General features: G+C 72.7%; 25 protein-coding genes and 1 riboswitch. Of the genes, 13 read left to right on the top strand and 12 right to left on the bottom strand.

Going from position 1 to position 26415, the window contains the following annotated elements; translation table 11 throughout:
• Nucleotides 1-165: 165 nt before the first annotated feature.
• The 3 genes from ACZ501_RS06770 to ACZ501_RS06760 all read right to left on the bottom strand — a co-directional run bounded on the left by ACZ501_RS06770 (nucleotide 166) and on the right by ACZ501_RS06760 (nucleotide 4073).
• On the bottom strand, nucleotides 166-1410 hold the full coding sequence (locus ACZ501_RS06770) for an amidohydrolase (protein ID WP_362463876.1): 1245 nt from the start codon (nucleotides 1408-1410) through the stop codon (nucleotides 166-168).
• A 371-nt stretch (nucleotides 1411-1781) separates the two neighbouring features.
• Nucleotides 1782-2432 (bottom strand): leucine efflux protein LeuE, encoded by a 651-nt coding sequence (gene leuE / locus ACZ501_RS06765; RefSeq protein WP_468793067.1) that lies wholly within the window; start codon nucleotides 2430-2432, stop codon nucleotides 1782-1784.
• A gap of 45 nt (nucleotides 2433-2477) precedes the next feature.
• Nucleotides 2478-4073: an acyl-CoA mutase large subunit family protein gene (locus ACZ501_RS06760; protein ID WP_468793064.1), complete on the bottom strand. Its 1596-nt coding sequence runs from the start codon at nucleotides 4071-4073 to the stop codon at nucleotides 2478-2480.
• Between the two features lie 163 nt (nucleotides 4074-4236).
• Here ACZ501_RS06760 and ACZ501_RS06755 point away from each other — a divergent pair, with 163 nt between their 5' ends.
• A complete protein-coding gene (locus tag ACZ501_RS06755) occupies nucleotides 4237-5121 on the top strand; it encodes a L,D-transpeptidase family protein (RefSeq protein ID WP_362463860.1) in 885 nt (294 codons plus the stop codon).
• Nucleotides 5122-5394: 273 nt separating this feature from the next.
• Here ACZ501_RS06755 and ACZ501_RS06750 read toward each other — a convergent pair whose 3' ends face one another.
• A complete protein-coding gene (locus ACZ501_RS06750) occupies nucleotides 5395-6408 on the bottom strand; it encodes a hypothetical protein (protein ID WP_468793061.1) in 1014 nt (337 codons plus the stop codon).
• A complete protein-coding gene (locus ACZ501_RS06745) occupies nucleotides 6408-7157 on the bottom strand; it encodes an RNA polymerase sigma factor (protein WP_361601388.1) in 750 nt (249 codons plus the stop codon). The genes ACZ501_RS06750 and ACZ501_RS06745 overlap by 1 nt, the downstream gene beginning before the upstream one ends.
• Nucleotides 7158-7518: 361 nt before the next feature.
• On the opposite strand from ACZ501_RS06745, the gene ACZ501_RS06740 reads away from it, so the two are divergent.
• From ACZ501_RS06740 to ACZ501_RS06700, 9 genes are all read left to right on the top strand, one after another.
• The gene (locus ACZ501_RS06740) at nucleotides 7519-8139 is read left to right on the top strand and encodes a 2-oxo-4-hydroxy-4-carboxy-5-ureidoimidazoline decarboxylase (protein WP_361601312.1); all 621 of its coding nucleotides are present in this window, start codon (nucleotides 7519-7521) and stop codon (nucleotides 8137-8139) included.
• Between the two features lie 152 nt (nucleotides 8140-8291).
• Nucleotides 8292-8672: a succinate dehydrogenase, cytochrome b556 subunit gene (sdhC, locus tag ACZ501_RS06735; RefSeq protein WP_361601315.1), complete on the top strand. Its 381-nt coding sequence runs from the start codon at nucleotides 8292-8294 to the stop codon at nucleotides 8670-8672.
• Nucleotides 8673-8677: 5 nt separating this feature from the next.
• Nucleotides 8678-9160 carry a succinate dehydrogenase hydrophobic membrane anchor subunit gene (locus tag ACZ501_RS06730; protein WP_267033120.1) on the top strand — a complete coding sequence of 161 codons (483 nt, stop codon included), beginning with the start codon at nucleotides 8678-8680 and terminating at the stop codon, nucleotides 9158-9160.
• A 24-nt stretch (nucleotides 9161-9184) separates the two neighbouring features.
• Nucleotides 9185-10939, top strand: coding sequence for a succinate dehydrogenase flavoprotein subunit (gene sdhA / locus ACZ501_RS06725; protein WP_361601318.1), 1755 nt, complete (start codon nucleotides 9185-9187; stop codon nucleotides 10937-10939).
• A complete protein-coding gene (locus tag ACZ501_RS06720; protein ID WP_007266035.1) occupies nucleotides 10939-11697 on the top strand; it encodes a succinate dehydrogenase iron-sulfur subunit in 759 nt (252 codons plus the stop codon). Before sdhA ends, ACZ501_RS06720 begins: the two co-directional genes overlap by 1 nt.
• Before the next feature lie 203 nt (nucleotides 11698-11900).
• On the top strand, nucleotides 11901-13898 hold the full coding sequence (locus ACZ501_RS06715; RefSeq protein ID WP_361601322.1) for a bifunctional metallophosphatase/5'-nucleotidase: 1998 nt from the start codon (nucleotides 11901-11903) through the stop codon (nucleotides 13896-13898).
• A gap of 79 nt (nucleotides 13899-13977) precedes the next feature.
• Nucleotides 13978-14397 carry a hypothetical protein gene (locus ACZ501_RS06710; RefSeq protein ID WP_361601325.1) on the top strand — a complete coding sequence of 140 codons (420 nt, stop codon included), beginning with the start codon at nucleotides 13978-13980 and terminating at the stop codon, nucleotides 14395-14397.
• A gap of 3 nt (nucleotides 14398-14400) precedes the next feature.
• The gene (locus ACZ501_RS06705; RefSeq protein ID WP_468793058.1) at nucleotides 14401-14838 is read left to right on the top strand and encodes a thiol-disulfide oxidoreductase DCC family protein; all 438 of its coding nucleotides are present in this window, start codon (nucleotides 14401-14403) and stop codon (nucleotides 14836-14838) included.
• 11 nt (nucleotides 14839-14849) lie between these two features.
• Nucleotides 14850-15584, top strand: a complete 735-nt coding sequence (locus ACZ501_RS06700; RefSeq protein ID WP_468793055.1) for a TetR/AcrR family transcriptional regulator — start codon at nucleotides 14850-14852, stop codon at nucleotides 15582-15584.
• Between the two features lie 25 nt (nucleotides 15585-15609).
• Here ACZ501_RS06700 and ACZ501_RS06695 read toward each other — a convergent pair whose 3' ends face one another.
• Nucleotides 15610-16842: an MFS transporter gene (locus ACZ501_RS06695; protein WP_468793052.1), complete on the bottom strand. Its 1233-nt coding sequence runs from the start codon at nucleotides 16840-16842 to the stop codon at nucleotides 15610-15612.
• A gap of 107 nt (nucleotides 16843-16949) precedes the next feature.
• Between ACZ501_RS06695 and ACZ501_RS06690 the strand changes: the two genes are divergently transcribed.
• Nucleotides 16950-17477, top strand: coding sequence for a MarR family winged helix-turn-helix transcriptional regulator (locus tag ACZ501_RS06690; protein WP_468793050.1), 528 nt, complete (start codon nucleotides 16950-16952; stop codon nucleotides 17475-17477).
• Between the two features lie 30 nt (nucleotides 17478-17507).
• Here ACZ501_RS06690 and ACZ501_RS06685 read toward each other — a convergent pair whose 3' ends face one another.
• Complete coding sequence (locus ACZ501_RS06685) at nucleotides 17508-18986, bottom strand: metallophosphoesterase (protein ID WP_468793047.1); 1479 nt, start codon at nucleotides 18984-18986, stop codon at nucleotides 17508-17510.
• A complete protein-coding gene (locus tag ACZ501_RS06680) occupies nucleotides 18983-19225 on the bottom strand; it encodes an SCO4848 family membrane protein (protein WP_468793044.1) in 243 nt (80 codons plus the stop codon). Before ACZ501_RS06680 ends, ACZ501_RS06685 begins: the two co-directional genes overlap by 4 nt.
• A 121-nt stretch (nucleotides 19226-19346) precedes the next feature.
• Between ACZ501_RS06680 and ACZ501_RS06675 the strand changes: the two genes are divergently transcribed.
• Nucleotides 19347-20624, top strand: a complete 1278-nt coding sequence (locus tag ACZ501_RS06675; RefSeq protein ID WP_468793041.1) for a D-alanyl-D-alanine carboxypeptidase family protein — start codon at nucleotides 19347-19349, stop codon at nucleotides 20622-20624.
• A gap of 6 nt (nucleotides 20625-20630) precedes the next feature.
• On the opposite strand, the gene ACZ501_RS06670 is transcribed toward ACZ501_RS06675, so the two are convergent.
• The 4 genes from ACZ501_RS06670 to ACZ501_RS06655 all read right to left on the bottom strand — a co-directional run bounded on the left by ACZ501_RS06670 (nucleotide 20631) and on the right by ACZ501_RS06655 (nucleotide 24878).
• Entirely contained in the window at nucleotides 20631-21581 is a 951-nt protein-coding gene (locus tag ACZ501_RS06670) for a YihY/virulence factor BrkB family protein (protein WP_361601349.1), read from the bottom strand.
• Nucleotides 21582-21750: 169 nt separating this feature from the next.
• On the bottom strand, nucleotides 21751-22335 hold the full coding sequence (locus tag ACZ501_RS06665) for a 2'-5' RNA ligase family protein (RefSeq protein ID WP_361601352.1): 585 nt from the start codon (nucleotides 22333-22335) through the stop codon (nucleotides 21751-21753).
• A gap of 83 nt (nucleotides 22336-22418) precedes the next feature.
• Nucleotides 22419-23432: a tryptophan--tRNA ligase gene (gene trpS / locus ACZ501_RS06660; protein WP_361601355.1), complete on the bottom strand. Its 1014-nt coding sequence runs from the start codon at nucleotides 23430-23432 to the stop codon at nucleotides 22419-22421.
• Nucleotides 23433-23609: 177 nt separating this feature from the next.
• The gene (locus ACZ501_RS06655; protein WP_468793038.1) at nucleotides 23610-24878 is read right to left on the bottom strand and encodes a serine hydroxymethyltransferase; all 1269 of its coding nucleotides are present in this window, start codon (nucleotides 24876-24878) and stop codon (nucleotides 23610-23612) included.
• Between the two features lie 35 nt (nucleotides 24879-24913).
• A riboswitch (ZMP/ZTP riboswitch) is annotated at nucleotides 24914-25004 on the bottom strand.
• 117 nt (nucleotides 25005-25121) lie between these two features.
• On the opposite strand from ACZ501_RS06655, the gene rocD reads away from it, so the two are divergent.
• Nucleotides 25122-26327, top strand: coding sequence for an ornithine--oxo-acid transaminase (rocD, locus tag ACZ501_RS06650; RefSeq protein WP_361601361.1), 1206 nt, complete (start codon nucleotides 25122-25124; stop codon nucleotides 26325-26327).
• Nucleotides 26328-26415: the final 88 nt, after the last annotated feature.

Here is a 26415-nt window from a genome sequence, read left to right as displayed (position 1 = left end):
GCGCGTAGATGTCAGTTAAAGGCCCGTTCATGAGTCGTTATCGGATCGACGCGAACCGGACAGTGACCGATCGGTAACAGGACGACCGTCCGGCCCTTGTGTACCAAGGGCCGGACGCCGCCGACGGCCGACCCGCCGGTGCTGTATGGAGCTTTACCCGATCTTTTACGCGACGGGCCCGTTGCGGCGGCCGTCGAGGAGTGCGGCGGCCGTGAAGAACTCCACGCCGTAGCCGATCGCGGACTCGTCGACGTCGAAGTCGCCCCGGTGCAGGTCCCGCTTGGCGGTGTCGCCGGGCCGGCGGACGCCCAGCCGGGCCATGGCCCCGGGCACGTGCTCCAGGTACCAGGAGAAGTCCTCGCCGCCGAGGCTCTGCTCGGTGTCCTCGACCGACTCCGGCCCGCGCCGGGCGCCCATGGCCTCGCGGAGCAGCTCGGTGACCACCGGGTCGTTCACCACGGGCGGCACCCCGCGCACGTGGTTGATCTCGAACTTGGCGCCGTGCATCGTCGCGACCTCGTCGATCGCCGCGTGGATCATGTCGGGCGCCTCGTACCAGGCGTTGAGGTCCAGGCAGCGCACCGTGCCGGACAGCTCGGCGTGCATCGGCACGACGTTGCAGGCGTGTCCCGACTCGATCCGGCCCCAGGTGACGGACATGCCGGAGCGGGCGTCCATCCGGCGGGCCAGCAGGGCCGGCACGTCGACCGCGACGCGCGCGGCGGCCGTGACCATGTCGGTGGTCAGGTGCGGGCGGGCGGTGTGGCCGCCCGGGCCGGAGAGGGTGACCTCCAGGCGGTCGCAGGCGGAGGTGATCGGGCCGGGCCGCAGCCCGATCATGCCCGCGTCGACCCGGGGGTCGCAGTGGACCGCGATGATCTTGCCGACGCCGTCCAGCACGTCGGACTCGATGGCCTCGGTCGCCCCTCCCGGCAGCACCTCCTCGGCGGGCTGGAACAGCAGCCGCACGGGCCGGGGCAGCAGGCCCTGGCGGTCGAGGTCGGCGAGCACCAGGCCGGCGCCGAGGACGACGGCGGTGTGGACGTCGTGGCCGCAGGCGTGGGCCCGGTCGGGGTAGGTGGAGCGGTACGAGACGTGCGTCTTGGCGTCCGGGATGGGCAGGGCGTCGATGTCCGCGCGCAGGGCCAGCATCGGCCGCCCCCCGTCCCAGGTGCCGACGTCACAGATCAGCCCGGTGCCGGACTTCAGGACGCGCGGCCGCAGCCCGGCCTGCTCCAGCCGGGCCTTGATCGCCGCGGTGGTGCGGAACTCCTGGTGTCCTAGCTCGGGGTGCATGTGCAAGTCCCGGCGGAAAGCGATCAGTTCGGCACGCAGCCGGTCCGGCAGCTTGCCGGGCAGCTCGGGCCGGGCAGGCTTGCCGGGCAGGGCGGTCTGGGGCTCGCGGGACATCAACTGGTTCACCCGTTGAAGGGTAGGCGCACGGATGGGTCAACTGTCCGGAGATCACCAAAAGTTCATGCCCTTAGGGGAAAGAAAAGCGACCTCTGGACGCATGAGCGGTTGCACCGGGGGGTAAACTCGCGCGCTCATCCGGCCGCCGGGGCGGTTCACCGACACCGCCCGTGGGGTGCGCGGACCGCCCCTCGGGCCCGGGGCGGGGCGCCGGGGGCGGGCCGGGCGGGGTCGATACCGCATACGGCCACCGTCACGCCAGTGCCGGTCAGTGCGTACGGCAGCGTGTGGACGACCGTGGACGCAAAGCTGACGATCGTACGGCCGACCGGGCCCCGACGGACGGTCAGCGAGGCCGGTGCGCCCGGTCAGCCGACCGCGAGCTTGGCGGCGAAGCCGAGGAAGATCACGCCGGCCGCCGAGGTGGCCCCGGCCGAGAGCCGCTTGCGGCGGCGGAAGGCGGCGGACAGGCGGGTGCCGGCGAAGATCAGCGTGGACAGGTAGAGGAGGCTGATCAGCTGGGAGACCGTTCCGAGCAGCAGGAACGACAGCGCCGGGTAGGCGTACCCGGGGTCGACGAACTGCACGAAGAACGACAGCAGGAAGAGGATCGCCTTCGGGTTGAACAGGCTGACCAGCAGCGCCCGCCGGTAGGGCCGCTCGGCCGCGCCGGCCGGCTCCTCCGCCGCCACGGGCTCCTCGTGGCGGTCCCCGCGGGTGCGCCACATCCCCCAGGCGGCCCGCATCATTCCCACGGCCAGCCAGCCGAGGTACCCGACGCCGAGCACCTTGACCGCGGTGAACAGCACCGGGCTCGCCTGGAGCAGCGCGCCCGCGCCCACCGCCGCGAGCACCATCAGCACGGTGTCCCCGGTGAACACCCCGCAGGCGGCCTTGTAGCCCTCCGCGATCCCGCGCCGAGAGGCGACGGAGAGCACGTACAGCGAGTTCGGCCCCGGCAGCAGCACGATCAGGACGACAGCGGCGAGATAGGTAGGAAGATCTGGCACACCCAGCATGAGCAGGAGTGTCCCATGAGGACACACCTGTCGCGTCAGTCGGTTTCAGTGACCGGAACCGGACGGTTCGTAGCCGCCCCAGACCTCCCGCAGCACCCCGCACACCTCCCCCACCGTGGCCCGTGCCCGCAGGGCCTCCTTCATCGGGTAGAGGACGTTGTCCCGCGTCCCGGCCGCCGCCTCCCGCAGCGCGGCCAGCGCCCCGGCCACCGCCCGCCCGTCCCGCTCCGCCCTCAGCCGCTCCAGGGCGGCGCACTGCCGGGCCTCGATGGCCGGGTCGACGCGCAGCGGCTCGTAGCGCTCCTCCCGTTCCAGGGCGAAGCGGTTGACGCCGACCACGACCCGCTCCCCGCTCTCCTGCTCCCGCGCGATGCGGTAGGCGTTGGCCTCGATCTCCTCCTTCTGGAACCCGGCCTCGATCGCCGCGACCGCCCCGCCCATGTCCTCGACCCGTCGCATGAGCGCGAGCGCGGCCGCCTCCACCTCGTCCGTCATGCGCTCCACCGCGTACGACCCGGCGAAGGGGTCGACCGTCAGCGGCACGTCCGTCTCGTACGCCAGCACCTGCTGGGTGCGCAGCGCGAGCCGGGCCGCCTTCTCCGTCGGCAGCGCGATGGCCTCGTCGAAGGAGTTGGTGTGCAGCGACTGGGTGCCGCCCAGCACGGCGGACAGCGCCTGCACGGCCACGCGTACGAGGTTCAGTTCGGGCTGCTGCGCCGTCAGCTGCACCCCGGCCGTCTGGGTGTGGAAGCGCAGCATCAGCGACCTGGGGTCCCGGGCCCCGAACTCCTCGCGCATCACCCGGGCCCAGATCCGCCGGGCGGCACGGAACTTGGCCACCTCCTCCAGGAGCGTGGTCCGGGCGACGAAGAAGAAGGACAGCCGGGGCGCGAACTCGTCGACGGCCATCCCGGCGGCGAGCGCCGTGCGGACGTAGGCGATCGCGTCGGCGAGGGTGAAGGCGATCTCCTGCACGGGCGAGGCCCCGGCTTCCGCCATGTGGTAGCCGGAGACGGAGATGGTGTTCCACTTGGGGACCTCCTCGCGGCAGTAGCGGAAGGTGTCGGCGGTCAGCCGCAAGGAGGGGCCGGGCGGGAAGATGTAGGTCCCGCGCGCGATGTACTCCTTCAGGACGTCGTTCTGCACGGTGCCCGTCAGCTGTCCGCCCGTGATGCCCTGTTCCTCCGCGACCAGCTGGTACATCAGGAGCAGCAGCGCGGCCGGGGCGTTGATGGTCATCGAGGTGGACACCCGGTCGAGGGGGATGCCGGCCAGCAGCACCCGCATGTCCTCGACCGAGTCGACGGCGACGCCGACCTTGCCGACCTCCCCGTGCGCGAGCGGGGCGTCGGAGTCGTGCCCCATCTGGGTGGGCAGGTCGAAGGCCACGGACAGCCCGGTCCCGCCGCCCTCGATGAGCGCCCGGTAGCGGGCGTTGGACTCGGCGGCCGTGCCGAATCCGGCGTACTGACGCATGGTCCAGGGCCGGCCGGTGTACATCGTGGGGTGGATCCCCCTGGTGAAGGGGTACTCCCCGGGGCTGCCGAGGCGCTCCTCGGGATCCCAGCCCGTCAGGTCGCCGGGACCGTACACCGGTTCGACGGGGATGCCGCTCTCGGTGCGTGCGGTGGAACGGGCCATGAGGAACCCTCCGTGTCCGTGGAGCCGACGGGCCCGGGGGCTGGTACAACCGAGCCCGCGACGGCCGCTGGTCACAATGGGGCAACATCGCGCGTTCGTCCGCAACTGTCCACGCCCGTGAGGCATCACCTAGATACACGACGTTGAACTCGGGGGACCCGCCATGCACCGACAGAGAGCCATCATCCGTACGCTCGGCCTGGCCGCGGCCGTCGCGCTCACCGCGACCGCCTGCGGGCCCCAGGGTTCCGGCGCCGCTCCGGCCGCCCCCTCCGCGCCGCCGGCGGGCAGCTCCCCGGCGGCCTCCCCGTCCGCGGGCGACGACAAGCCCGGCGAGGCGTCGCCTTCCGCGTCGCCCTCGCAGTCCCCGTCCTCGTCGTCCTCGCCGTCGCCCTCGCAGTCGTCCGCTCCGGGCCCCAAGCCGCTCATGGCCAACGGCGACGAGAGCGAGCAGGTCCGCGAGCTCCAGGCGAGGCTGCGCCAGCTCAAGCTGGTGTCGACGGCGCCCACCGCCTTCTACGGCTCGAAGACGACCGCCGCGGTCAGGACGTTCCAGTCGCAGCACGGGCTGGCCGCGACCGGCTCGGTGGACGAGGCCACCTGGCAGAAGGTGCAGGGCCTCAGCCGGAAGCCGACGGACGAGGAGCTGCGCCCGCCGACCACCAACGAGGTGGACGCCCCGGACCCGCGCTGCATGCAGGGCCGGGTGATGTGCATCAGCAAGGAGAGCCGCACCCTCGCCTGGATGATCGACGGCAAGGTCGTCTCCACGATGGACGTGCGCTTCGGGTCGGAGAACACGCCGACCCGCGAGGGCCTCTTCCAGGTGGAGTGGAAGGCGAAGGAGTGGACGTCGACGATCTACCACACGTCGATGCCGTACTCGATGTTCTTCAGCCAGGGCCAGGCCGTGCACTACTCGTCGGACTTCGCGGCCCGCGGCTACGCCGGCGCCTCGCACGGCTGCGTGAACGTCCGGGACAAGGGGAAGCTGTCGGCGCTCTTCGACCAGGTGAAGGTGGGCGACAAGGTCGTCGTCTACTGGTGAGCCGCCGGGCCCGGAGCGGTCGGAAGGAGTGAGGGCGCGGGCAGGGCCGGGGGAACGTGCCCCGCCCGCGCCGGTTGCGCAGAGCCCAGGGGTACGGGGGGAACCCCGGCTCGTGCGCGGCCGATGACCAGTCGGCTCGATACGTACTGCGCCGAGGGGTCGAAAAGTGTTACTGCCCTGCGCGGAGAGCTTGCCGAAACGTTTCCGCAGCTCGTTCCGGCTGCCGTTCAGGCCTTCGTCCGGCCGTCGTTCCGGCGCCTGCGCCGGCCCTCGTCAGCGGGTGCGGAAGCCGAGCGCCCCGCCCGTCAGGGAGGACGGCGACGGCAGGGGCGCGCTGCCCTGGTCGGCCCCGCTCTGCGGGAGGCCGCGGGTGGCCCCGTCCAGCAGGGTCGCGCAGAAGCGCTGGACCTTGGCGGCCCCGCCGGCCAGCTTCGAGAGGTACTCACGCCGGTCGTCGGTGAGCTTCTTCGCCCTGTTGTCCCGGCACAGCTCCTCGGGGCGGGGCTTGTCCCGCCCCGTCAGGTCCCTGCCGCCGTCGGTGGTGGCGCCCCCGCCGCTGTCGATGAACCGGTCGTCGCGGCTGCCGTCCGAGCCGGCCGCGCCACCGCCGCCCGCCGTGGCGGTACCGGGCGTGGCCGACGGGCCGGGGGCCGTCCCGGGCTGCGTACGGGAATCCGTGCCCGGGATCCGTGACGCGTCCGGGCTGGACGCGGGGACGTCACCGCCCAGGGACGGGGTCGGCCGCAGCTGCGGGACCAGGGTGGGGCCGGCGGTGTCCCCGGCGGGCTCCGGGTCCGAGTCGGCGCTGACGGAGACCGCCGGGGCGGGACCCGCCGTCAGGTGCGCGGCGCGGTCCAGCAGACCGGCTCCGGCGACGGCCGCGATCCCGCCGACGGCGACGCCGGCCAGCGCGGCCGCCAGCCCGAAGCGGGCGGCCGTGGCGGGGCGCCGCTGCGCGGGGATGCGTACGGGCGGTACGGGGGCCAGGGCGACCAGGGGCTCGTCGGCGCGGCCGGCGCCGGCCGGGCCGGGCTTCGCGGGCGCGCCGGATCCGGCCGCCTGGGCCCCCTCGGCGCGGGCGGCGCGGAAGGCGGCCAGGGCGGCCTCTTCACCGGGCAGCCCGCCCCCGGCGGCGCGGGGCGTCAGGGCGTCGAGGGCGGCGCGCAGACGGGCGGCCTCCGCCCGGGCACGCGGGTCGGCGCCCGCTCCGGCCGGGCCGGGTGTTCCTCCGCGCAGCAGCTCGTCCGCCGTGGCCCCGTCCAGCCACGCGTTGTGCTCGTCGGCCATCACATGTCCTTCTGCGTCCGCCAACGTGAATGCGTCACACCGGTTTGCTTCACCAGATCTCCCGCCCGCGCGCGCTGGGCGGGCACCGCGTCGAGATCACGCTCCCGTGCCTGGTCCCCGGCATTATGGCCGACCCGGGCCCGCGGCTCCGCTTCGATTTCCGTCCCGCCCGCCGCACCGGCCGGGCCGGCGGCGCCGAACTCCGCGGTCAGCAGTTCCGCGAGCTTCTTCAGCCCCCGGTGCGCGGCGGTGCGGACCGCGCCGGGGCGCTTGCCCAGGGTCTCGGCCGCGCTCTTGGCGTCCAGACCCACGACCACCCGCAGGACGACGGCCTCGGCCTGGTCCTGCGGGAGCTGGGCTATCAGCGCCATGGTCCGCCCGGTGGACAGCGCCTCCATGGCCTCGCCCGCGGTGTCGCTGTCGGCGGCGCGCCCGGTCAGCTCGGTCTCGTCGCCGCCGATGGCGGGTCGGCGGCCGCGCATGCGGATGTGGTCGAGGGCCCGGTTGCGGGCGATGCGGGCGGCCCAGCCGCGGAAGCGGTCGGCGTCCCCGGTGAAGGAGGCGAGGTCGCGGGCGATCTGCAGCCAGGCCTCCGAGGTCACGTCCTCGGCGTCGCCGTCCCCGACGAGCGTGCGCACGTATCCGAGCAGGCGTGGGTGCACGGCGCGGTACACAGTCCGGAACGCGCTCTCGTCGCCGTCCTGTGCCGCGAGCACCGCGGCGGTCAGCTCGGCGTCGTCCCCCAGCAAAGTCCCCAACCCGTTCAACGTCCCTGTACGTGTGGCGCAAATCCGCACGTTACGGCCTACACGCACCTCTCGTCCACGAGTTGTACAACCAGCAACCAAGCCTGCGCGGAGCGGGGTGTGACAGAAAACGCACTCCATACGCTGACATGGATACGGGCTTGTCGCACGAGTCCGTGACGGATGGCGACCGGGGCCTCTCCTGTGGGGGGTGGCGGCCTCGGTCGCCCTCCCCTTCTCGCGGGTCCCGGCCGGGCTCTTGACCGTTCTTGCGCCGGGTCAAACCTCCTGGCCTCATCCTTTCGGCTCACTTCCGGGTGAAATCCCCGCGCGAGCGGGGCGCGGCCCCTCCGAGATCGCTAGCGTGGCGGCACACCCCGCGCACGCCCCGAGGAGAACTCCGCTGTCCAGCCACCTTCCGGCACAGGTCCGCGGCCCGGCCTCCGCCCCCGGCGCCGGACTGGCGCGATTCAACTGCCTGCCGCCCGAGACCGCCCGCGCGGTCCTGCTGCGCTGCTGCGGCAGCGGGCGCTGGGCCCACCGGGTCGCCGCCCACCGCCCCTACCCGGACACCGCCTCGCTGCTGGCGGCGGCCGACGAGGCCGCGTACGACCTCTCCCAGCGCGACCTCTCCGAGGCGCTGGCCCGGGAGTCCTCCGCCGAGCTGGGGCAGGGGGCCCCGTACGCCGCGCTGCTCGCGCTCGACGCGGCGCGGGCGGAGTACGAGCGGACCTTCGGGCACGCCTTCGTGATCTGCCTGGACGGGCATCCGCCGGAGGAGCAGGTGGACCAGCTGCTGGCCGCGATCCGCCGCAGGATGGCTCACGAGATCGACGAGGAGCGCTCGATCGCCGCCGACGAACTGCGCCTGGTGACCCGCTCCCGGATGGTCCGGCTGCTGGACGGTCTCGCCGGTGTGCAGCGTCCGAACCCGGACGACGGCCTGTCTGCTGCCGATTTCGGGCTATTTGCCCCTGTGGGATAGCCCGTCCGTGCCTGTTTGATCACACCGGAGGACCCCGGGCGAGGGAACCGACAAAGCGTCGCTACGATGTCCGGGGCCGGTGGACCGTACCCGGCCGGGCCCGACCGACAAAGAAGCCGGCTGGCCCCCGCCCCGCTTCCGGAGGGTTTTCCGTGCCGGCTGGAACGTTGTACCGCGGCCGGGAAGGAATGTGGTCCTGGGTGGCTCATCGAGTCACCGGCGTCCTCATCTTCTTCTTCCTGTTCGTACACGTCCTCGACACCGCTCTCGTCCGCGTCTCCCCCGAGGCGTACGACGATGTCGTGGCTACCTACAAGACCCCGATCGTCGCGCTGCTGGAGTACGGCCTCGTCGCCGCAATCCTCTTCCACGCGCTCAACGGTCTCCGTGTCATCGCCGTGGACTTCTGGTCCAAGGGCCCCCGCCACCAGAAGTCGATGCTCTGGTGGGTCGTGGGCATTTGGGTCCTGCTGATGGGCGGGGCCCTGTACCCCGTACTCGGCCACGCCTACCTCGAACTGTTCGGGAAGTGACACGCATGTCCTCTGACACTTCTTCCGCCAAGGCGATCGGCGACGTGGAGGGCGTTTCCCTCTACGACACCGACAACCCGGCGCCCTACATCGAGGCCCCGCGCAAGCGCACCGGCAAGACCCCGCGCTCGACCCGCGGCAACTTCGAGATGGCCGCATGGCTCTTCATGCGCCTCTCGGGCATCGTGCTGGTCGTCCTGGTCATCGGCCACCTCCTGATCCAGCTGGTGCTGGACGGCGGCGTCTCCAAGATCGGCTTCGCCTTCGTGGCCGGCCGCTGGGCGTCCCCGTTCTGGCAGGTCTGGGACCTGCTGATGCTGTGGCTGGCCATGCTGCACGGCGCCAACGGTCTGCGTACCGTCATCAACGACTACGCGGAGCGCGCCAACACGCGGCTGTGGCTGAAGGGCCTGCTCTACACCGCCACGGTGTTCACCATCCTTCTGGGCACGCTGGTGATCTTCACCTTCGACCCGAACATCCGCTAGGCACGGGCTGAGGCGAATCGACTCATGAAGATCCACAAGTACGACACCGTCATCGTCGGCGCCGGTGGCGCGGGCATGCGCGCCGCCATCGAGGCGACGAAGCGCAGCCGCACCGCCGTGCTGACGAAGCTCTACCCCACCCGCTCCCACACGGGCGCGGCGCAGGGCGGCATGGCCGCCGCGCTGGCCAACGTGGAGGACGACAACTGGGAGTGGCACACCTTCGACACGGTCAAGGGCGGTGACTACCTGGTCGACCAGGACGCCGCCGAGATCCTGGCGAAGGAGGCCATCGACGCGGTCCTCGACCTCGAGAAGATGGGCCTGCCGTTCAACCGCACCCCGGACGGCACCATCGACCAGCGCCGCTTCGGCGGCCACTCCCGCAACCACGGCGAGGCGCCGGTCCGCCGGTCCTGCTACGCCGCGGACCGCACGGGCCACATGATCCTTCAGACGCTGTACCAGAACTGCGTCAAGGAGGGCGTGGAGTTCTTCAACGAGTTCTACGTCCTGGACCAGCTGCTGGTCGAGGAGGACGGCGTCAAGAAGTCGGCCGGTGTGGTCGCGTACGAGCTCGCCACCGGCGAGATCCACGTGTTCCAGGCCAAGGCCGTCATCTACGCCTCCGGCGGCACCGGCAAGTTCTTCAAGGTGACCTCCAACGCGCACACCCTCACGGGTGACGGCCAGGCGGCCTGCTACCGCCGCGGGCTGCCGCTGGAGGACATGGAGTTCTTCCAGTTCCACCCGACGGGCATCTGGCGCATGGGCATCCTGCTGACGGAGGGCGCCCGCGGTGAGGGCGGCATCCTGCGCAACAAGGACGGCGAGCGCTTCATGGAGAAGTACGCGCCGGTCATGAAGGACCTCGCGTCCCGTGACGTCGTCTCGCGCTCCATCTACACGGAGATCCGCGAGGGCCGCGGCTGCGGTCCCGAGGGCGACCACGTGTACCTGGACCTGACCCACCTGCCGCCGGAGCAGCTCGACGCGAAGCTCCCGGACATCACCGAGTTCGCCCGCACGTACCTCGGCATCGAGCCGTACACGGACCCGATCCCGATCCAGCCCACCGCGCACTACGCCATGGGCGGCATCCCGACCAACGTCGAGGGTGAGGTCCTGGCGGACAACACCACCGTCGTGCCCGGCCTGTACGCGGCCGGCGAGGTCGCGTGCGTGTCGGTGCACGGCGCGAACCGCCTGGGCACCAACTCGCTGCTGGACATCAACGTCTTCGGCAAGCGCTCCGGTATCGCGGCGGCCGCGTACGCGGCCCAGAACGACTACGTCGAGCTGCCGGAGAACCCTGCGCAGCAGGTCGCCGAGCTCGTCGAGCGGCTGCGCAACTCCACGGGCAAGGAGCGGGTCGCCGAGCTGCGCCTGGAGCTCCAGGAGACGATGGACGCGAACGTGATGGTCTTCCGTACGGAGCAGACCATCAAGACGGCGGTCGAGAAGATCGCCGAGCTGCGCGAGCGCTACAAGAACGTGTCCGTCCAGGACAAGGGCAAGCGCTTCAACACGGACCTGCTGGAGGCCATCGAGCTGGGCAACCTGCTCGACCTGGCCGAGGTCATGGCCGTGTCCGCGCTGGCGCGCAAGGAGTCCCGCGGCGGTCACTACCGCGAGGACTACCCGAACCGCGACGACGTCAACTTCATGCGCCACACCATGGCGTACCGCGAGGTCGGCGCCGACGGCCAGGACTCCGTGCGCCTGGACTACAAGCCCGTCGTCGTCACCCGCTACCAGCCGATGGAGCGTAAGTACTGATGGCCACCCCGACCCTGGACAAGATGGAGGCGGCGGCCGCCGCTTCGCCGTACATCACGGTCACGTTCCGGATCCGCCGCTACAACCCCGAGGTCTCGGCCGAGGCGGAGTGGCAGGACTTCCAGATCGAGATCGACCCGAAGGAGCGCGTGCTCGACGGTCTCCACAAGATCAAGTGGGACCTCGACGGCACGCTGACCTTCCGCCGCTCGTGCGCGCACGGCATCTGCGGCTCCGACGCGATGCGGATCAACGGCAAGAACAGGCTCGCCTGCAAGACGCTGATCAAGGACATCAACCCGGAGAAGCCGATCACCGTCGAGGCCATCAAGGGCCTCACGGTGATGAAGGACCTCGTGGTCGACATGGAGCCCTTCTTCCAGGCGTACCGCGACGTCATGCCGTTCCTGGTCACCAAGGGCAACGAGCCGACGCGTGAGCGCCTGCAGTCCGCCGAGGACCGCGAGCGCTTCGACGACACCACCAAGTGCATCCTGTGCGCCGCGTGCACGTCCTCGTGCCCGGTGTTCTGGAACGACGGCCAGTACTTCGGCCCGGCGGCGATCGTCAACGCCCACCGCTTCATCTTCGACAGCCGTGACGAGGCGGGCGAGCAGCGCCTGGAGATCCTGAACGACAAGGACGGCGTGTGGCGCTGCCGCACGACCTTCAACTGCACCGACGCGTGCCCGCGCGGCATCGAGGTCACGAAGGCGATCCAGGAAGTCAAGCGCGCGCTGATCACCCGCCGCTTCTGATCCCCTTCACGCGCCGGACTCCGTCCGCCGGTCCCCGCTGAGGCCGGTGGACCGCCGAGGCCCGTACCCCTGCCAGGGGTACGGGCCTCGCTCGTGTACGCCGCCCACCGCGGGCGCGCCCCCGGCGAGCCGGCCGGCGCGCAGGGGTGAAGCCCGGCACGGCGCCTCGACACGTGCGCCCCGGCCCGGGAGCATGGGCGGCTGTGACGAGGCCCACCAGCACCGCGCGTCCCGGCGCCAGTTCGCAGCGCCTCGGGCGGCGGACGTTCCTCACCGCCCTCGGCACCGTCGCCGCCACCTTCGCCACCGGCGTGCCCGCCCGCGCCACCGACGACGCCCGGGACGCGGCCACCGCCGCCGAGTACGTGGACGTACAGCTCCTCAACATCACCGACCTGCACGGCTACCTCCAGGCCGCCCCGGGCGGCGACGCCACCATCACGGGCAACGGGGGCCGTACGTACACCGTCGGCGGCGTCGCCCACATGGCCGCCCACCTCGCCCGGCTCCGGGCCGGGCGGGCCAACTCGCTCTTCTTCACCCCCGGGGACGCCTTCGCCGGCTGGGAGTTCGACGCCGCCGCCTTCGCCGACGAACCGACCGTCGAGGCGCTCAACCGCATGGGCCTCGACTTCGCGACCGCCGGGAACCACGAGTTCGACAAGTCGCCCGCCATGCTGCGCCGGCACATGGAGCAGGGCGTGCCGTTCCCCGTCGAGGGCCGCGACGCCACCTTCACCGACTCCTCGGGCGCCCGCTTCCACGGCTGCGACTTCCGCTACCACAGCGCCAACGTCGTCCGGGGTTCCGACGGGCGCACCGTCCTGCCCGCGTACAACATCGAGACGGTCCGCACCGCCGCCGGACAGGAGCTGCGGATCGGCTTCGTCCACCTCACCGCCCTCGGCACCGAGCTGCTGCCCGGCTCCTACCAGCCCGGGCTCACCACCCTCGACCAGGTCGCCACCGCCGACCGGTACGCGGCCCTGCTGAAGGCCCGGGGCGTGGGCGCCCTCGTCCTCAGCGTCCACGACGGGGCCGTGGCCGGCGCCGACTTCAACAGCGGCTCCGACCCCACCGGTCCGGCCCTCGACCTGGCGCTGCGCGTCTCCCCCGACTTCGACGCCATCGTCACCGGCCACTGGCACAGCCGGTTCAACATGATGGTCCCGGATCCCGACGGCGTCCCCCGCCCCTTCGTCGAGGCGGGCTGCCACGGCCAGCTCATCAACGAGATCAACCTCCGCCTCGACCCGGTGACCGGCCAGGTGGTCCGCGAGCTGACCGTGTCGACCAACCACCCCAACACCCGCGACATCGCCCCGGACCCGGACCTCAAGGAGGTCGTCGACTACTGGGCCGGCCAGGCCGCCGCGCGCGACGCCGCCCGGATCGGCCGGCAGACCGGCTCGTTCCGGCGTACGCGCGACACCGCCGGCGAGAGCACCATGGGCGACCTGGCCGCCGACTGGGCGCTGTGGGCGGGCCGCAGGCCGTCCGACCCGGAGAACGACGCCAACGCCCACCCCAACGTGCCGGCCCAGCTCGCCCTGGTCGCCGCCGCTCCCCGGGTGGGCCAGGCCGTGATCGCCGGGGACCTGGTGCGTGACGCGGCTTCGGGCGGCGCGGTCACCTTCGGCCGGGCCTGGCGGGCCGTCGGCTACGGCAACCCGGTCGTCACCGCGACGGTGACGGGACGGCAGATCCACGACGCACTGGAGCAGCAGTGGACGAGGGCGGCGAGCGGCGAGCTGCTCTTCGCGCCGCTGGCCGTCTCCCGGAACGTGCGCTACACCTTCGACGCCCGGGGCGGGGTCGGCGACCGGGTGGATCCGGCGGACGTGTTCATCGACGGCGTCCCGCTCGATCCCGCCGGCACCTACCGGCTCGCGGCGCCCTCGTACACCTTCCTCGCGTGCGACGGCTACGACGCCCTCGCGGGCTTCCGGGCCCCCTACCGCCACCAGCGCGACTTCGAGAGCTTCGTCGCGTACGTCCGCGAGACGGGGACGCTCACGCCCGCGCCGCTGGACCGGGTGACGGCCGCGCACGCGGACCGGCGCGGCGCCGAGGTCGGCACCGTCCGGGAGCCGGTCCCCGTCCTCCACTCCGACGGCTCCGCGACGCCCCGCCCCCAGGCCGCGATCGTCGCGGCGGACCGCCCCGCAGGGATCCGCGCCGGGTACCGGCCGCCCTGCTGACCAAGGCTTGAACCCGTTCAAAAATAGGTCTAGAGTCAGCCCTGCCAAGGAGTTGAACACGTTCAAGGGGGCTGGGGCAATGGACCTCACCGTGGTCGCGTACGTCATCTACCTGCTCATCAGCATCGGGCTGACCGTCTGGGTGGCCCGTACGCTCAGCCGCAACGGCCGCGTCTTCATCGGCGACGTCCTCCAGGGGAACGAGAAGCTCGCCGACGCCGTCAACCACCTGCTGGTGGTCGGCTTCTACCTGGTCAACGTCGGCTTCGTGACCCTGTACCTGCGCTCGGGCGAGACGATCCTCGAAGCGCGCGGCCTCTTCGAGGCGCTGTCGGTCAAGCTCGGCGTCGTCCTGCTGGTCCTCGGCGTCATGCACCTCGGCAACGTGTGGGTCCTGAGCCGGATGCGCCGCCGCGGGATCATGGAGCGGCAGGCCCCGCAGATGCCGCCGCTGCCGCCGGTCGCCCCGCAGGGGTGGACCGCGCCGGCCGGGGCCTGACCGGTGGCGCGGGGCGCGCGGGCCGCGCGGGCCGCCGTCCGATACCTGACCGTCCTGTACGACGCCGACTGCCCCGTGTGCGTCCACATCCGGAACTGGCTGCTGGGGCAGCGGCAGCTGGTCCCGCTGCGGCTCGTGCCGGCGGCCTCCGCCGAGGCCTGGCGGCGGTTCCCGCGGCTGGCGCACGCCGACACCCTCCGCGAGATCACCGTCGTCGGGGACGGGGGGCAGGTATGGCGCGGGACGGACGCCTTCATCGTCTGCCTGTGGGCGCTGGCCGAACACCGTGCGAAGGCCGACTGGCTCGCCACCGCGGCAGGCCGGCCCTTCGCGAAGGCCGCCATGTACACGGCCGCCGCCGTCCGGCACGCGGTCCGTACCAATTCCCAAGCGGAGCCCGGAGAACCGGCCTGTGACGAACAGTGCCCGGCGCCCCGATAAGGTCGGACACCGTGACAGATCAGAAGGCGCCCAAGAGCGAGCAGACCCGCACGCTCATTCTCGAAACCGCGCTCCGGCTCTTCCAGGAGCGCGGTTTCGACAAGACGACCATGCGGGGCATCGCCAAGGAGGCGGGGGTCTCGGTCGGCAACGCGTACTACTACTTCGAGTCGAAGGAACACCTGGTCCAGGGGTTCTACGACCGGATCGGCGCCGCACACCAGGCGGCCGTACGGCCCGTCCTGGACCAGGAGACCGACCTCCAGAAGCGGCTCGCCGGCGTGCTGACGAGCTGGCTGGACATCGCGGAGCCGTACCACGAGTTCGCCTCCCAGTTCTTCAAGAACGCGGCGGACCCGGAGAGTCCGCTGAGCCCCTTCTCGGTGGAATCGGAACCGGCGCGCAAGGCGGCCATCGACATCCACCGCGAGGTGCTGGCCGGGGCGAAGACCAAGGTGCCGGCCGAACTGGCGGACGTACTGCCGGAGCTGATGTGGCTCTCGCAGATGGGCCTGGTCCTCTACTGGGTCTTCGACCGCTCGCCCGGCAGCGAGAAGACGCGCCGGCTCGCCGAGCGCGGTGCGCAGCTGACCACGCGGGGCATCGTGCTGGCCCGGTTCCGGGTGCTGCGGCCGCTGGTGCGCGAGGTGCACGAGCTGTTCGCGGACTTCCTGCCGGGCATGGCCCAGACGGCGGCCTCGCGCGCCGGGAAGCGGGCCTCGGACCCGCACCCCGGCGAGGAGTGAGCGCCCGGTCCCGGAACCCGGGGTCTCAGCCGAGGACCAGCAGGGCGGCGACGGCCGGGCCGAAGGCGCCGCCGAGCTGGTAGCAGAGGGTGAACAGGCCGATGGCGCTGGGCCGCTGGGCCTCCCCGGGGGCGTCGGCCACGGCGTGCGTGGACAGGATGGCGTTGGCTGCGCCGGCGGTGAACACCCCCGCCGCGGTGGCCGCCAGCAGCAGAGCCCCTGATGTGCCGAGGATCCCGGCGAGCGCGGCCAGGGCGCCGGTGGTGACGAGGACCGTGCGCACGGCCGTCCGGCTCATCCGGGCCGAGGCGGCGGCGAGCGGCCAGGACAGCGCGGACCCGGCGAGCAGCGCGACCAGCTGTCCGGTGCCGGCGGCGGCGGTGTCCCAGCCGGCACGGTCGGCGAGCAGCCGGGGCACCGCGAAGAGCAGCGTGAAGTAGGAGGCCGACAGGGCCAGCGCGAGCAGCGAGGAGACCACGAACACGGGCCGGCGCAGCAGCTCGGCGGGCACGAACCCGTCGGGGCGCCGGCGGACGTGCAGGGTGAGCAGCGCGGCGGCGACGAGGGCTGCGGCGAGGGCGGCGAGCGGTGCGGTCGGCAGCAGGACCAGGGCGGTGGCGAGCGCGGTCAGCAGGGCGGCGCCGCGGCCGTCGAAGCGGCCGGGGGCCGGCGGGGTGCCCGCGCCGGCCCGGCGGAGGACGGCGGGCACCGCCAGCAGGGACACGGCCTGGACGGTGAGGGCGATCCGCCATGAGGCGCCGTCCGCGAGGGCCCGGCCGAGCAGCGGCCCGGCCGCGCCGAGCATGCCGAAGCCGGCGCTGACGACGCCCATGCGGCGGGCGGTTCCGGCGAGGCTGATCGCGGCCGCCACCAGCCCGGCCCCGCCCGCCGCCTGGGCGCAGCGGCCGGCCAGGGTGAGCGGGAGCCAGGGGGAGGCGGCGACCAGCAGGGTGCCGGCCAGGACCAGGACGGTGGCCAGGCGCAGCACCGCGGCGAGGCCCCGGCGGCGCAGGAGTCCGGCGAGCAGCGGGGTGCCGACGGCGATCGCCCAGCCGAAGCCCGTGAGCAGCCAGGCGGCGCCGGCGGTGGTGACGCCGAGGGAGGCGGCCATGTCGGGGAGGATCAGCACCGGCGCGTTGGCTCCGGCGGCGATGGGCGTGGCCAGCAGGGCGAGCCAGAGGACGGGGACGGTCCCGCGCTCCGGGACGGCGGTGCTCCTGCTCCCGACGGTCGTGCCGGTGCCGGTGGTGGCGGTCATGACGGCCCCTCCCCTTCACATCTCAGCCTTGACAATCTCAACGTTGAGATAAAAACACCGGCGGTGGTTCAACGTCAAGTGTCTTAACGTTGAGGTAATCTGGGGCCATGGAAGACGCCAGGGAGAAGGACACGGTGGCCACCTTCATCGGCCAGTGGGAGGCGGAGTGCCCCGACCTCGCGGCGGGTCTGTGGCCGGTCGAGGTCCTGGCCCGCATCCAGCGGATGACCCGGATCATCGACAAGCAGCTCAAGGCCTTCATGGCCGAGCGCGGCCTGGAGGTCGGCGAGTTCGACGTCCTGGCCAGCCTGCGCCGGTCGGGCCCGCCGTACGCGATGACCGCCGGCGCCCTGATCCCGGCCGCGATGGTCACCTCGGGCGCCATCACCAACCGGATCGACCGGCTGGAGGCCAAGGGCCTGGTCGAGCGGGTCCGCGACGGGGCGGACCGCCGCTCGGTACGGATCCGGCTGACCGACGCGGGCCTAGCGGTCAGCGGTGCCGTCATGGAGGAGCACCTGGTGCACTACGCCCGGCTGCTGGCCCCGCTGGACCCCGGCACGGCGTCCGTGGTCGCCGACGCCCTGCGCACCCTGCTGCTGGCCCACGGCGACACCGTGGGGAGCACTCCCTAGCCAGTGCCCCCGGCGCCCGGTCGGACCGGGTCAGGCCTGGTACGAGGCGAGTTCGACGACGGTGATGTCGGACGGGGCTCCGACCCGCACCGGCGGACCCCACGCGCCCGCGCCGCGCGAGACGTACAGCTGGGTGTCGCCGTAGCGCTCCAGGCCCGCGACGGTCGGGTTCGCCAGCTCGGCCAGGTACTTGCCGGGCCACAGCTGGCCGCCGTGGGTGTGCCCGGAGAGCTGGAGGTCCACGCCGTGGCGGACGGCCTCGTCGATCACGATCGGCTGGTGGGCGAGGAGCACGGAGGTGCGGGAGCGGTCGCGGTCCCCGAGGGCCGCCCCGAAGTCGGGGCCGTGGCCCTCGCTCTCCCCCTGGACGTCGTTGACCCCGGCGAGGTCGAAGTGCGGCAGCTCGCGGCGGGCGTTCTCCAGCGGGGTGAGGCCGAGTTCGCGGACGTGGTCGACCCACTGCCGGGCGCCGGAGAAGTACTCGTGGTTGCCGGTGACGAAGTAGCTGCCGAGGCGGGCGCGGAGCTCGCGCAGCGGCTCGGCGGCGGGGCCGAGGTCGTGGACGTCGCCGTCCACGAGGTCACCGACGACGGCGATGAGGTCGGGCTGGGTGCGGTTGACGGTGTCGACGATGCGGCGGGTGTGGGCGCGGCCGAGGACGGGACCGAGGTGGACGTCGCTGACGACGGCGATCCGGAACCCGTGCGCCGCGCGGGGCAGCCGGGCCAGCGGCACCTGCACCCGCTTGACGCGCGGCCCGCGGAGCACCCCGTAGGTCCCGGCCCCCACGGTCACCCCGGCCGCGGCCACGGCCGCCCCGCCGAGCACCCGGGCGGCGAACACCCGCCGGCTCACCTCACGCGCCGCGGCGTCGCCGGGAACAGGCACCGCGCCCGGCTGCCCGGCGGGGCCGTCCTGCGGGGCGGTGACCGGCTGGTCGGCGGGGGCGGGGCCCTGCGGGGCCGATCCCCCGCCCGCCCCTTCCCGCAGCCGCGGCTCCTCCCCCGGCCCCGCGGACACGGCGACGGGATCCCCGGCCGCATCCGCCGCGACACGGGGCTGCGCCTCGGCCACTTCGCCAGCGCCGCGGACTCCGTCTCCCCCGGACGTACCGGCCGTACCCGCCGGGGCAGGGGGCAGTGCCCCGGAGCCCGCGGCCGGAACCTGCGGCGGCCGCGGAGCACCGGGCGCGGCGGGCCGGCGGAGCCAGAGGCGGCGGACCGGCTCCGCCACCGCCATCGCCATCGTCAGGTACAGCAGCACCGCCAGCCACATGTACCCCGGCCACGCCACCAGCCGCTCGAACCAGAACGGCGCGCCCGCCCGTCCGGCGGTGAGCGCCGCCAGCGCCAGCAGCGGCAGCGCGAAGGCCAGCACCGTGCCCGCCCGCCGGAGCGGCCCGCCCGCACGGGTCGTGTCGCGGACCAGCCGGACCCACAGCCACCGGTGGACCAGCCCCAGCAGCGCCAGTACCGCGGCCACCGCCGCGATCACCACGACCACGGTCATCGCGATTCCCGCCGCAGGGCCAGGAGACCACGCACGCCGATCACCCCAACGGCCGTCCCCAGGAGAAAGGACGTCACCGCCAGGAGAAGGTGGACCCAGAAGTAGGCCGTGGGCCGGCCGTCGTCGAAAGCCAGACCGCTGGCGTCGTGGAGGAGGTTCTTGACGAACGTGGACCAGATCACCCAGGACCAGACTCCGAACGCTGCGAGGAACCAGGACGCGGTGCGGCTGAGTTTCATGTCCCCAGTATCGGATTCGTCCCCAGGACGGACGCGCCGGGGTGGGCCGTACCGGGGGTGGTCGGGCCCGGTTGGCCGGTCCCGGGCGCCGGTCAGTCAATCGGGATGTACGTTCACCTGCGTGTCTGCCAAGAAGACCGCGCTGACGGTCCTTTCCGCCGCGCTGCTGCTTCCAGCGGTGCTCATGGCACCCGCGAGCGCGCCCGCCCAGGCGGCGCCGGCGCCGCCCCCGCCGGCCGACGGGAAGGGACAGCCCCCGAAGGCACCGGACGCCGCCGCGCCGCCCCCCTCGATGTCCACCGTCGGCGGCGCCCGCCTCGGGCAGCCCGGGACCCAGGTCAACCTGCTGCCCGGCGCGCCCGCCCTCCCGGCCAACCTCAGCGGCCGTTCCTGGATCGTGGCGGACGCCGAGACGGGCGAGGTCCTCGCGGCGCACAACGCCCACTGGCGGCTGCCCCCGGCCTCCACCATGAAGATGCTGTTCGCCGACACGGTGCTGCCCGGCCTTCCCAAGGACAAGGTGCACCTGGTCACCGACGAGGACATGGAGGGCGTCGGCCCGGGCAGCAGCCTGGTCGGGGTCAAGGAGGACCACGAGTACAGCGTCCACGACCTGTGGCTGGGCGTGTTCCTGCGCTCCGGGAACGACGCGGTGCACGTGCTGTCGGCCATGAACGGCGGCATCGAGAAGACCGTCAAGGACATGCAGGCGCACGCCGAGGAGCTCCAGGCCCTGGACACCCACGTGGTGTCCCCGGACGGCTACGACGCCCCCGAGCAGGTGTCCAGCGCCTACGACCTCACCCTCGTCGCCCGCTCCGGGCTGCAGAAGCAGGACTTCCGCGAGTACTGCGGCACGGCGGAGGCGAAGTTCCCCGGCCGGCAGGAGGCGGGCCGGCCGCGCGAGTACTTCGAGATCCAGAACACCAACCGGCTGATGACCGGCGCCGGCGGCATCACCCCCTACAAGGGCATCGCCGGGGTGAAGAACGGCAACACCACCATGGCCGGCTCGACCTTCACCGGCGCCGCCCAGCGCGGTGACAAGAAGCTGCTGGTGACGGTCATGAACCCGGACAACGGCGGCCTGAACGGGGTGTACGAGGAGACCGCGCAGCTCTTCGACTGGGGTTTCGCCGCGGCCGGCAAGGTCAAGCCGGTCGGCGAGCTGGTCCCGCCGAAGAGCCTGGACGCCTCCCCGCTCGGCTCCCCCGCCCAGACGCACGGGAAGGGCAAGCCGGCGGCGGGCGGCCAGGCGGCCTCCGGCTCCGGCGGGCTCGGCACGGCGCTCGGGATCGCGGGCGGGGCGCTGGCCGTCCTGACGGGCGGGGCCTTCGTGGTCAACCGGCGCTGGCCGCGCGGCCGCCGCGGCCCCGGTGGCGGCGGCGACGCCCTCTAGAGCCGGCTAGGGAACGGCTTCGGCCCCGTCGTCGGGGCGGTACTCCCCGGACGCGGCTCCGCCGGCCGCGTCCTGCGCGTCGTCCGTGTCGTCCGCTTCGGCCGGGTCCCGGTGGCCGGTCGCCGTCCAGGCCGCGCAGAAGAGGAGCAGCCGCGCCGTGAAGCTGATCCACAGCAGCAGGGCGATCGGCACGCCGAAGGCCCCGTACATGCTCTTGGCCGCGACCTCCCGCATATAGCCGCTGAGCAGCAGTTTCAGCAGCTCGAAGCCCGCCGCGCCGATCAGCGCCGCCTGGATCAGGCGGCCGCGGGGCGGGTCGACGCCGGGCAGCAGGGTCAGGAGGTAGAGCAGCAGCAGGAAGGCGGCCAGGACGCCGACGACGAAGGCCGCGCCGCGCAGCAGCGCCCCGCCCACGCCGTCGCGCGGGATGCCGAGGACTTCGGCGAACTTGCCGACCGCGCTGGCTCCCACGATCGACGCGGCGGCCGAGGCGAGGGCGGCGCCGCCGAGGCCGAGGAGGACGAGGGCGTCCTTGCCCTTGCGCAGGAAGGGGTTGCCCTCGTCCTCGTCGTCCTTCTCCCACACCGCGCGCAGGCAGTCGCGCATCGAGCCGATCCAGCCGATGCCGGTGAAGAGGAGCACGGCGCCGGCGACGAGGCCGACGGTGCCGGCGTTGGCGACGAGCCCCTCCAGGTCGAGCTGGTCGGAGATGCCGGGGACCTGTTCGGCGAGGCTGTGCTGGAGCTTGTCCAGCTGGTCCTGGCTGAGCAGGGTGGCGCCGATGGCGGCGGCGACCGTGATCAGCGGGAAGAGCGCGAGGAAGCTGATGAAGGTGATCGCGGCGGCGAGGCGGGTCCAGTGCACGCGGTCGAGGCGCTCGTAGGAACGCCAGGCGTGGGTCCGCATGGCGGCCGTGGCCGCCGGCCCGATCACCGGGAGTTTCTTCAGCCAGTCCATGGGGCCACCGTAAATGAGCTGCCGGAAATAGCCAGGATTGTCGCTTTCGGGCAGTACGGTCGTCGATTGTGACTTTTCGCCCTACGGCTCGTTCTGCGACCCGTCCGTTCCACACGCTGGTCCTGCGGGGCCTGCGGTTCCGTGCCCGCCGGGCCCTGCGGCTCCTGCGTCAGGAGCGGCGCGCGGCCGTGTCGCCCACCGGAGCGGGCTGTGCGGGGACGCCGGCGGTGCCCGCGCCGAAGGGGTACTCGCGCAGCATGCGCCAGACCCCGTCCGAACCCTGCTCGTAGAGGGCGAAGCCCTGGCACAGCCAGGCGGCGGCGTAGTCGGCGAGCTCGGCGAAGGCCCGGTCCATCGCCTCGTCGGAGATCCCGTGGGCGACCGTGACGTGCGGGTGGTACGGGAACGCCAGCTCGCGCGCGAGCGGCCCCTCGGGATCGCGGACGCGGCCCTGGAGGCGGGTGCAGCCCGCCGTGCCCTCGGCGAGCCGGACGAAGACGACCGGCGAGAGGGGGCGGAAGGTTCCCGTCCCCTCCAGGCGCATCGGGAAGGCCCGGAAGGAGCCCGCGACCTCCGCCAGGTGGGCGCGGACCGCGGGCAGCCGCTCCGCCTCCACCTCGGTGGGCGGCAGGAGGGTGACGTGCGTGGGGATGCCGTGCGCGGCGGCGTCCCCGAAGCCGGCGCGCAGCTCCTGGAGCTGGCGGCCGTACGGCTCCGGGACCGCGATCGAAACGCCGAGCGTTACGGTCCCCACGTGTGTCTCCTTGGTGTGTGTACGAGGTGCTGCCGCCTCAGTGTGGCGCCAGCACCCCCTCGGCCGCCAGGGGCGCCGGTCCGTCAGTGCTTGGCGGGCAGGAAACCGAGGCGGTCGTACGCCTGCGCCAGGGTCTCCGCGGCGACCGCCCGCGCCTTCTCCGCGCCCTTGGCCAGCAGGGAGTCCAGGGTCTCCGGGTCGTCCAGGTACTCCTGGGTGCGCTGCTTGAAGGGTGTGACGAAATCGACCATCACGCCGGCGAGGTCGGTCTTGAGCGCGCCGTAGCCCTTGCCCTCGTAGCGGGCCTCCAGGGCGGGGACCGACTCGCCCGTGAGGGTGGAGTAGATCGTGAGCAGGTTGCTGACGCCCGGCTTGTTCTCCGTGTCGAAGCGGATCTCGGCCCCGGTGTCGGTGACCGCGCTCTTGATCTTCTTCTCGGTGACCTTGGCCTCGTCGAGGAGGTTGATCAGGCCCTTCGGGGAGGACGCGGACTTCGACATCTTGATCGACGGGTCCTGGAGGTCGTAGATCTTCGCGACCTCCTTGACGATGTGCGCGGCGGGGAGCGTGAAGGTCCGGCCGAAGCGCTGGTTGAAGCGCTCCGCCAGGTCGCGGGTCAGCTCGATGTGCTGGCGCTGGTCCTCGCCGACCGGGACGGCGTTCGCCTGGTAGAGCAGGATGTCGGCGACCTGGAGGATCGGGTACGTGAAGAGGCCGACGCTGGCGCTGTTGACCCCGCCCTTGGCGGACTTGTCCTTGAACTGGGTCATCCGGCTGGCCTCGCCGAAGCCGGTGATGCAGTTCATGACCCAGCCGAGCTGCGCGTGCTCGGGCACGTGGCTCTGGACGAAGAGCGTGCAGCGCTCGGGGTCCAGGCCGGCGGCGAGCAGCTGCGCGGCGGACAGGCGGGTGTTGGCGCGGAGGTCCTTCGGATCCTGCGGCATGGTGATCGCGTGCAGGTCGACGACCATGTAGAAGGCGTCGTGCGTCTCCTGGAGGGCGACGTACTGGCGGATCGCTCCGAGGTAGTTCCCGAGGTGGAACGAGCCGGAGGTGGGCTGGATGCCGGAGAGCGCGCGAGGACGATCAGAAGCCATGCCGCCATTCTCTCAGGTGCCCGACCCGTCCTGGGCCCGCGCCCGGGAGCCCGCCGCGCGGGGCCGGAGTCCCCGACCCCGCCCTTCGCCCGTTCCCCGGCGCCGGCGTTCGAGGCGGAAGCGGAGAAAGGGCGGGGCGGGGAGGGGCTCCGCGCAGCGGGAGCTCGGGGGCTGGGGCTACGCCAGCGGGAGGCCCGGGGCCGGGTAGGCGGCCAGGAGGTCGGCGACCTCGGCGCGGACGGCGCCCAGGGCCGGCTCGTCGTCCTTGGCGGCCGCGTCGACGGCGCGGGAGATCCACTCCGCCACCAGCGGCATGTGCTCCACGCCCAGCCCCCGCGACGTCAGCGACGGCGTACCGATGCGGATGCCCGACGGGTCGAACGGCTTGCGCGGGTCGAACGGCACCGTGTTGTAGTTCACCACGATCCCCGCCCGGTCCAGCGCCTTCGCCGCGACCTTGCCCGCCACGCCCCGCGAGGTCAGGTCCATCAGGATCAGGTGGTTGTCCGTGCCGCCCGAGACGAGGTCGAAGCCCCGCTCCAGCAGCGCCCCGGCCAGCGCCTTCGCGTTGGCGACGACCGCGTGGGCGTACGAGACGAACGACGGCTGCGCGGCCTCGTGGAGGGCCACGGCGATGCCGGCCGTCGTCTGGTTGTGCGGGCCGCCCTGGAGGCCGGGGAAGACCGCCTTGTCGATGGCCTTCGCGTGCTCCTCCCGGCACATCAGCATCGCGCCGCGCGGCCCGCGCAGGGTCTTGTGGGTGGTCGTGGAGATCACGTCCACGTGCCCCGCCGGGGAGGGGTGGGCCCCGCCCGCGATCAGGCCCGCGATGTGGGCGACGTCCGCGACCAGGACCGAGCCCGCCTCCTCGGCGATCGAGGCGAAGGCGGCGAAGTCGATGGTCCGGGGCAGGGCCGTACCGCCACAGAAGATGATCTTCGGGCGCTCCGCGAGGGCCAGCGCCCGGACCTCGTCGTAGTCGATGAGGCCGGTGTCGGCCCGGACGCCGTACTGGACGCCCCGGAACCATGAGCCCGTCGCCGAGACCCCCCAGCCGTGCGTCAGGTGCCCGCCCATCGGCAGGGCCATGCCCATCACCGTGTCCCCGGGCCGGGCGAAGGCCAGGTAGACGGCCAGGTTCGCCGGCGAGCCCGAGTACGGCTGGACGTTGGCGTGGTCCACCCCGAACAGGCCCTTGGCCCGCTCGACCGCCAGCGCCTCGACGCGGTCGATGTTCTGCTGGCCCTCGTAGTAGCGGCGGCCCGGGTAGCCCTCGCTGTACTTGTTCTGCAGGACCGTGCCGGAGGCCTCCAGGACCGCCGCGGAGACGTAGTTCTCGCTGGGGATCAGCCGCAGCGTCTGTGCCTGGAGGGTCTCCTCGGCGGTGACGAGCGAGGCGAGCTCGGGGTCGGTGGCGTACAGGGCGGGCTGGCGGTGCGCGGTCATCGCGGCTCCTCCGGGGTCGATGTCGTCTCTCGTCCCCGCGAGGCCCAGGCGAGCGGCCCTGTCTGCGGTCGTACGCGCACGACTCCCCCGGAGTCCGTTCTCCGTGCGCCAGTCGCCGTGCGTACCGCACACCCTAGCGGGCGCGGCTACGGGGAGGTTTCCGGGTCCACGATCCGAGCGACGATACAAAGGACGTCACCCACGTCACCCGCGCCACCAGCCAGACGGACGATCGGAGACCCCGTGTCGAGAACTGCTGATGCCATCCGCTCCGCCGAGGAACACAGCGCGCACAACTACCACCCCCTGCCGATCGTCGTCGCGTCGGCGGACGGGGCGTGGATGACCGACGTGGAGGGCCGCCGGTACCTCGACATGCTCGCCGGGTACTCGGCGCTCAACTTCGGCCACGGCAACCGCCGGCTGATCGACGCCGCCCGGGCCCAGCTGGAGCGGGTCACGCTCACCTCCCGCGCCTTCCACCACGACCGCTTCGCCGACTTCTGCACCGAACTGGCCGCGCTGTGCGGCAAGGAGATGGTGCTGCCCATGAACACGGGCGCGGAGGCGGTGGAGACGGCGGTCAAGACGGCCCGCAAGTGGGGGTACGAGGTCAAGGGCGTCCCCGACGGCCAGGCCAAGATCGTCGTCGCGGCGAACAACTTCCACGGCCGTACGACGACCATCGTGTCCTTCTCCACCGACCACGAGGCCCGCGACCACTACGGCCCCTACACACCCGGCTTCGAGATCGTCCCGTACGGGGACCTGACCGCCCTCGACGCCGCCGTCACCGCCAACACGGTGGCCGTGCTGCTGGAACCGGTCCAGGGCGAGGCGGGCGTCCTCGTCCCGCCCGCCGGATACCTGCCGGGCGTACGGGAGCTGACGCGCCGGCGGAACGTGCTGTTCATGGCGGACGAGATCCAGTCGGGCCTGGGCCGCACCGGCCGGACCTTCGCGTGCGAGCACGAGGGCGTCGTGCCCGACGTGTACGTGCTGGGCAAGGCGCTCGGCGGCGGGGTGGTGCCCGTGTCCGCCGTGGTCGCCGACCGGGACGTGCTCGGGGTGTTCCGCCCGGGCGAGCACGGGTCCACCTTCGGCGGGAACCCCCTCGCCTGCGCCGTCGCCCTGGAGGTGATCGCGATGCTGCGCACCGGCGAGTACCAGCAGCGCGCCGCCGAACTCGGTGACCACCTGCACCGGGAGCTGAACCTGCTGACCGGCGGCGGCGCGGTGACCGCCGTACGCGGCCGCGGGCTGTGGGCGGGCGTGGACATCGACCCGGCGCGCGGGACGGGCCGCGACGTCTCCGAGAAGCTGATGGAGCTGGGCGTCCTGGTGAAGGACACCCACGGGTCGACGATCCGCATCGCACCGCCGCTGGTGATCAGCAAGGAGGACCTGGACTGGGGGCTGGACCAGTTGCGGTCGGTGCTCTCCGCCTAGCCGGCCGAGCAGCGGGGGGGGGGGGGGGTCGGGTACACAGCCGCCGCTCTGAGGGGGGGCATATACAACAAGAACAGCCCCCCCAACA

This window comes from Streptomyces sp. NPDC034085, from assembly GCF_055575555.1.
This window is presented reverse-complemented; position numbering and strand designations above follow the sequence as displayed.

Bases quoted from the DNA above. Each gene is read 5' to 3' on its own strand.
- ACZ501_RS06770 (WP_362463876.1), bottom strand. From the start codon at position 1,410: ATGTCCCGCGAGCCCCAGACCGCCCTGCCCGGCAAGCCTGCCCGGCCC.
- leuE (WP_468793067.1), bottom strand. From the start codon at position 2,432: ATGCTGGGTGTGCCAGATCTTCCTACCTATCTCGCCGCTGTCGTCCTG.
- ACZ501_RS06760 (WP_468793064.1), bottom strand. From the start codon at position 4,073: ATGGCCCGTTCCACCGCACGCACCGAGAGCGGCATCCCCGTCGAACCG.
- ACZ501_RS06755 (WP_362463860.1), top strand. From the start codon at position 4,237: ATGCACCGACAGAGAGCCATCATCCGTACGCTCGGCCTGGCCGCGGCC.
- ACZ501_RS06750 (WP_468793061.1), bottom strand. From the start codon at position 6,408: ATGGCCGACGAGCACAACGCGTGGCTGGACGGGGCCACGGCGGACGAG.
- ACZ501_RS06730 (WP_267033120.1), top strand. From the start codon at position 8,678: ATGTCCTCTGACACTTCTTCCGCCAAGGCGATCGGCGACGTGGAGGGC.
- sdhA (WP_361601318.1), top strand. From the start codon at position 9,185: ATGAAGATCCACAAGTACGACACCGTCATCGTCGGCGCCGGTGGCGCG.
- ACZ501_RS06720 (WP_007266035.1), top strand. From the start codon at position 10,939: ATGGCCACCCCGACCCTGGACAAGATGGAGGCGGCGGCCGCCGCTTCG.
- ACZ501_RS06710 (WP_361601325.1), top strand. From the start codon at position 13,978: ATGGACCTCACCGTGGTCGCGTACGTCATCTACCTGCTCATCAGCATC.
- ACZ501_RS06695 (WP_468793052.1), bottom strand. From the start codon at position 16,842: ATGACCGCCACCACCGGCACCGGCACGACCGTCGGGAGCAGGAGCACC.
- ACZ501_RS06690 (WP_468793050.1), top strand. From the start codon at position 16,950: ATGGAAGACGCCAGGGAGAAGGACACGGTGGCCACCTTCATCGGCCAG.
- ACZ501_RS06685 (WP_468793047.1), bottom strand. From the start codon at position 18,986: ATGACCGTGGTCGTGGTGATCGCGGCGGTGGCCGCGGTACTGGCGCTG.
- ACZ501_RS06680 (WP_468793044.1), bottom strand. From the start codon at position 19,225: ATGAAACTCAGCCGCACCGCGTCCTGGTTCCTCGCAGCGTTCGGAGTC.
- ACZ501_RS06670 (WP_361601349.1), bottom strand. From the start codon at position 21,581: ATGGACTGGCTGAAGAAACTCCCGGTGATCGGGCCGGCGGCCACGGCC.
- trpS (WP_361601355.1), bottom strand. From the start codon at position 23,432: ATGGCTTCTGATCGTCCTCGCGCGCTCTCCGGCATCCAGCCCACCTCC.
- ACZ501_RS06655 (WP_468793038.1), bottom strand. From the start codon at position 24,878: ATGACCGCGCACCGCCAGCCCGCCCTGTACGCCACCGACCCCGAGCTC.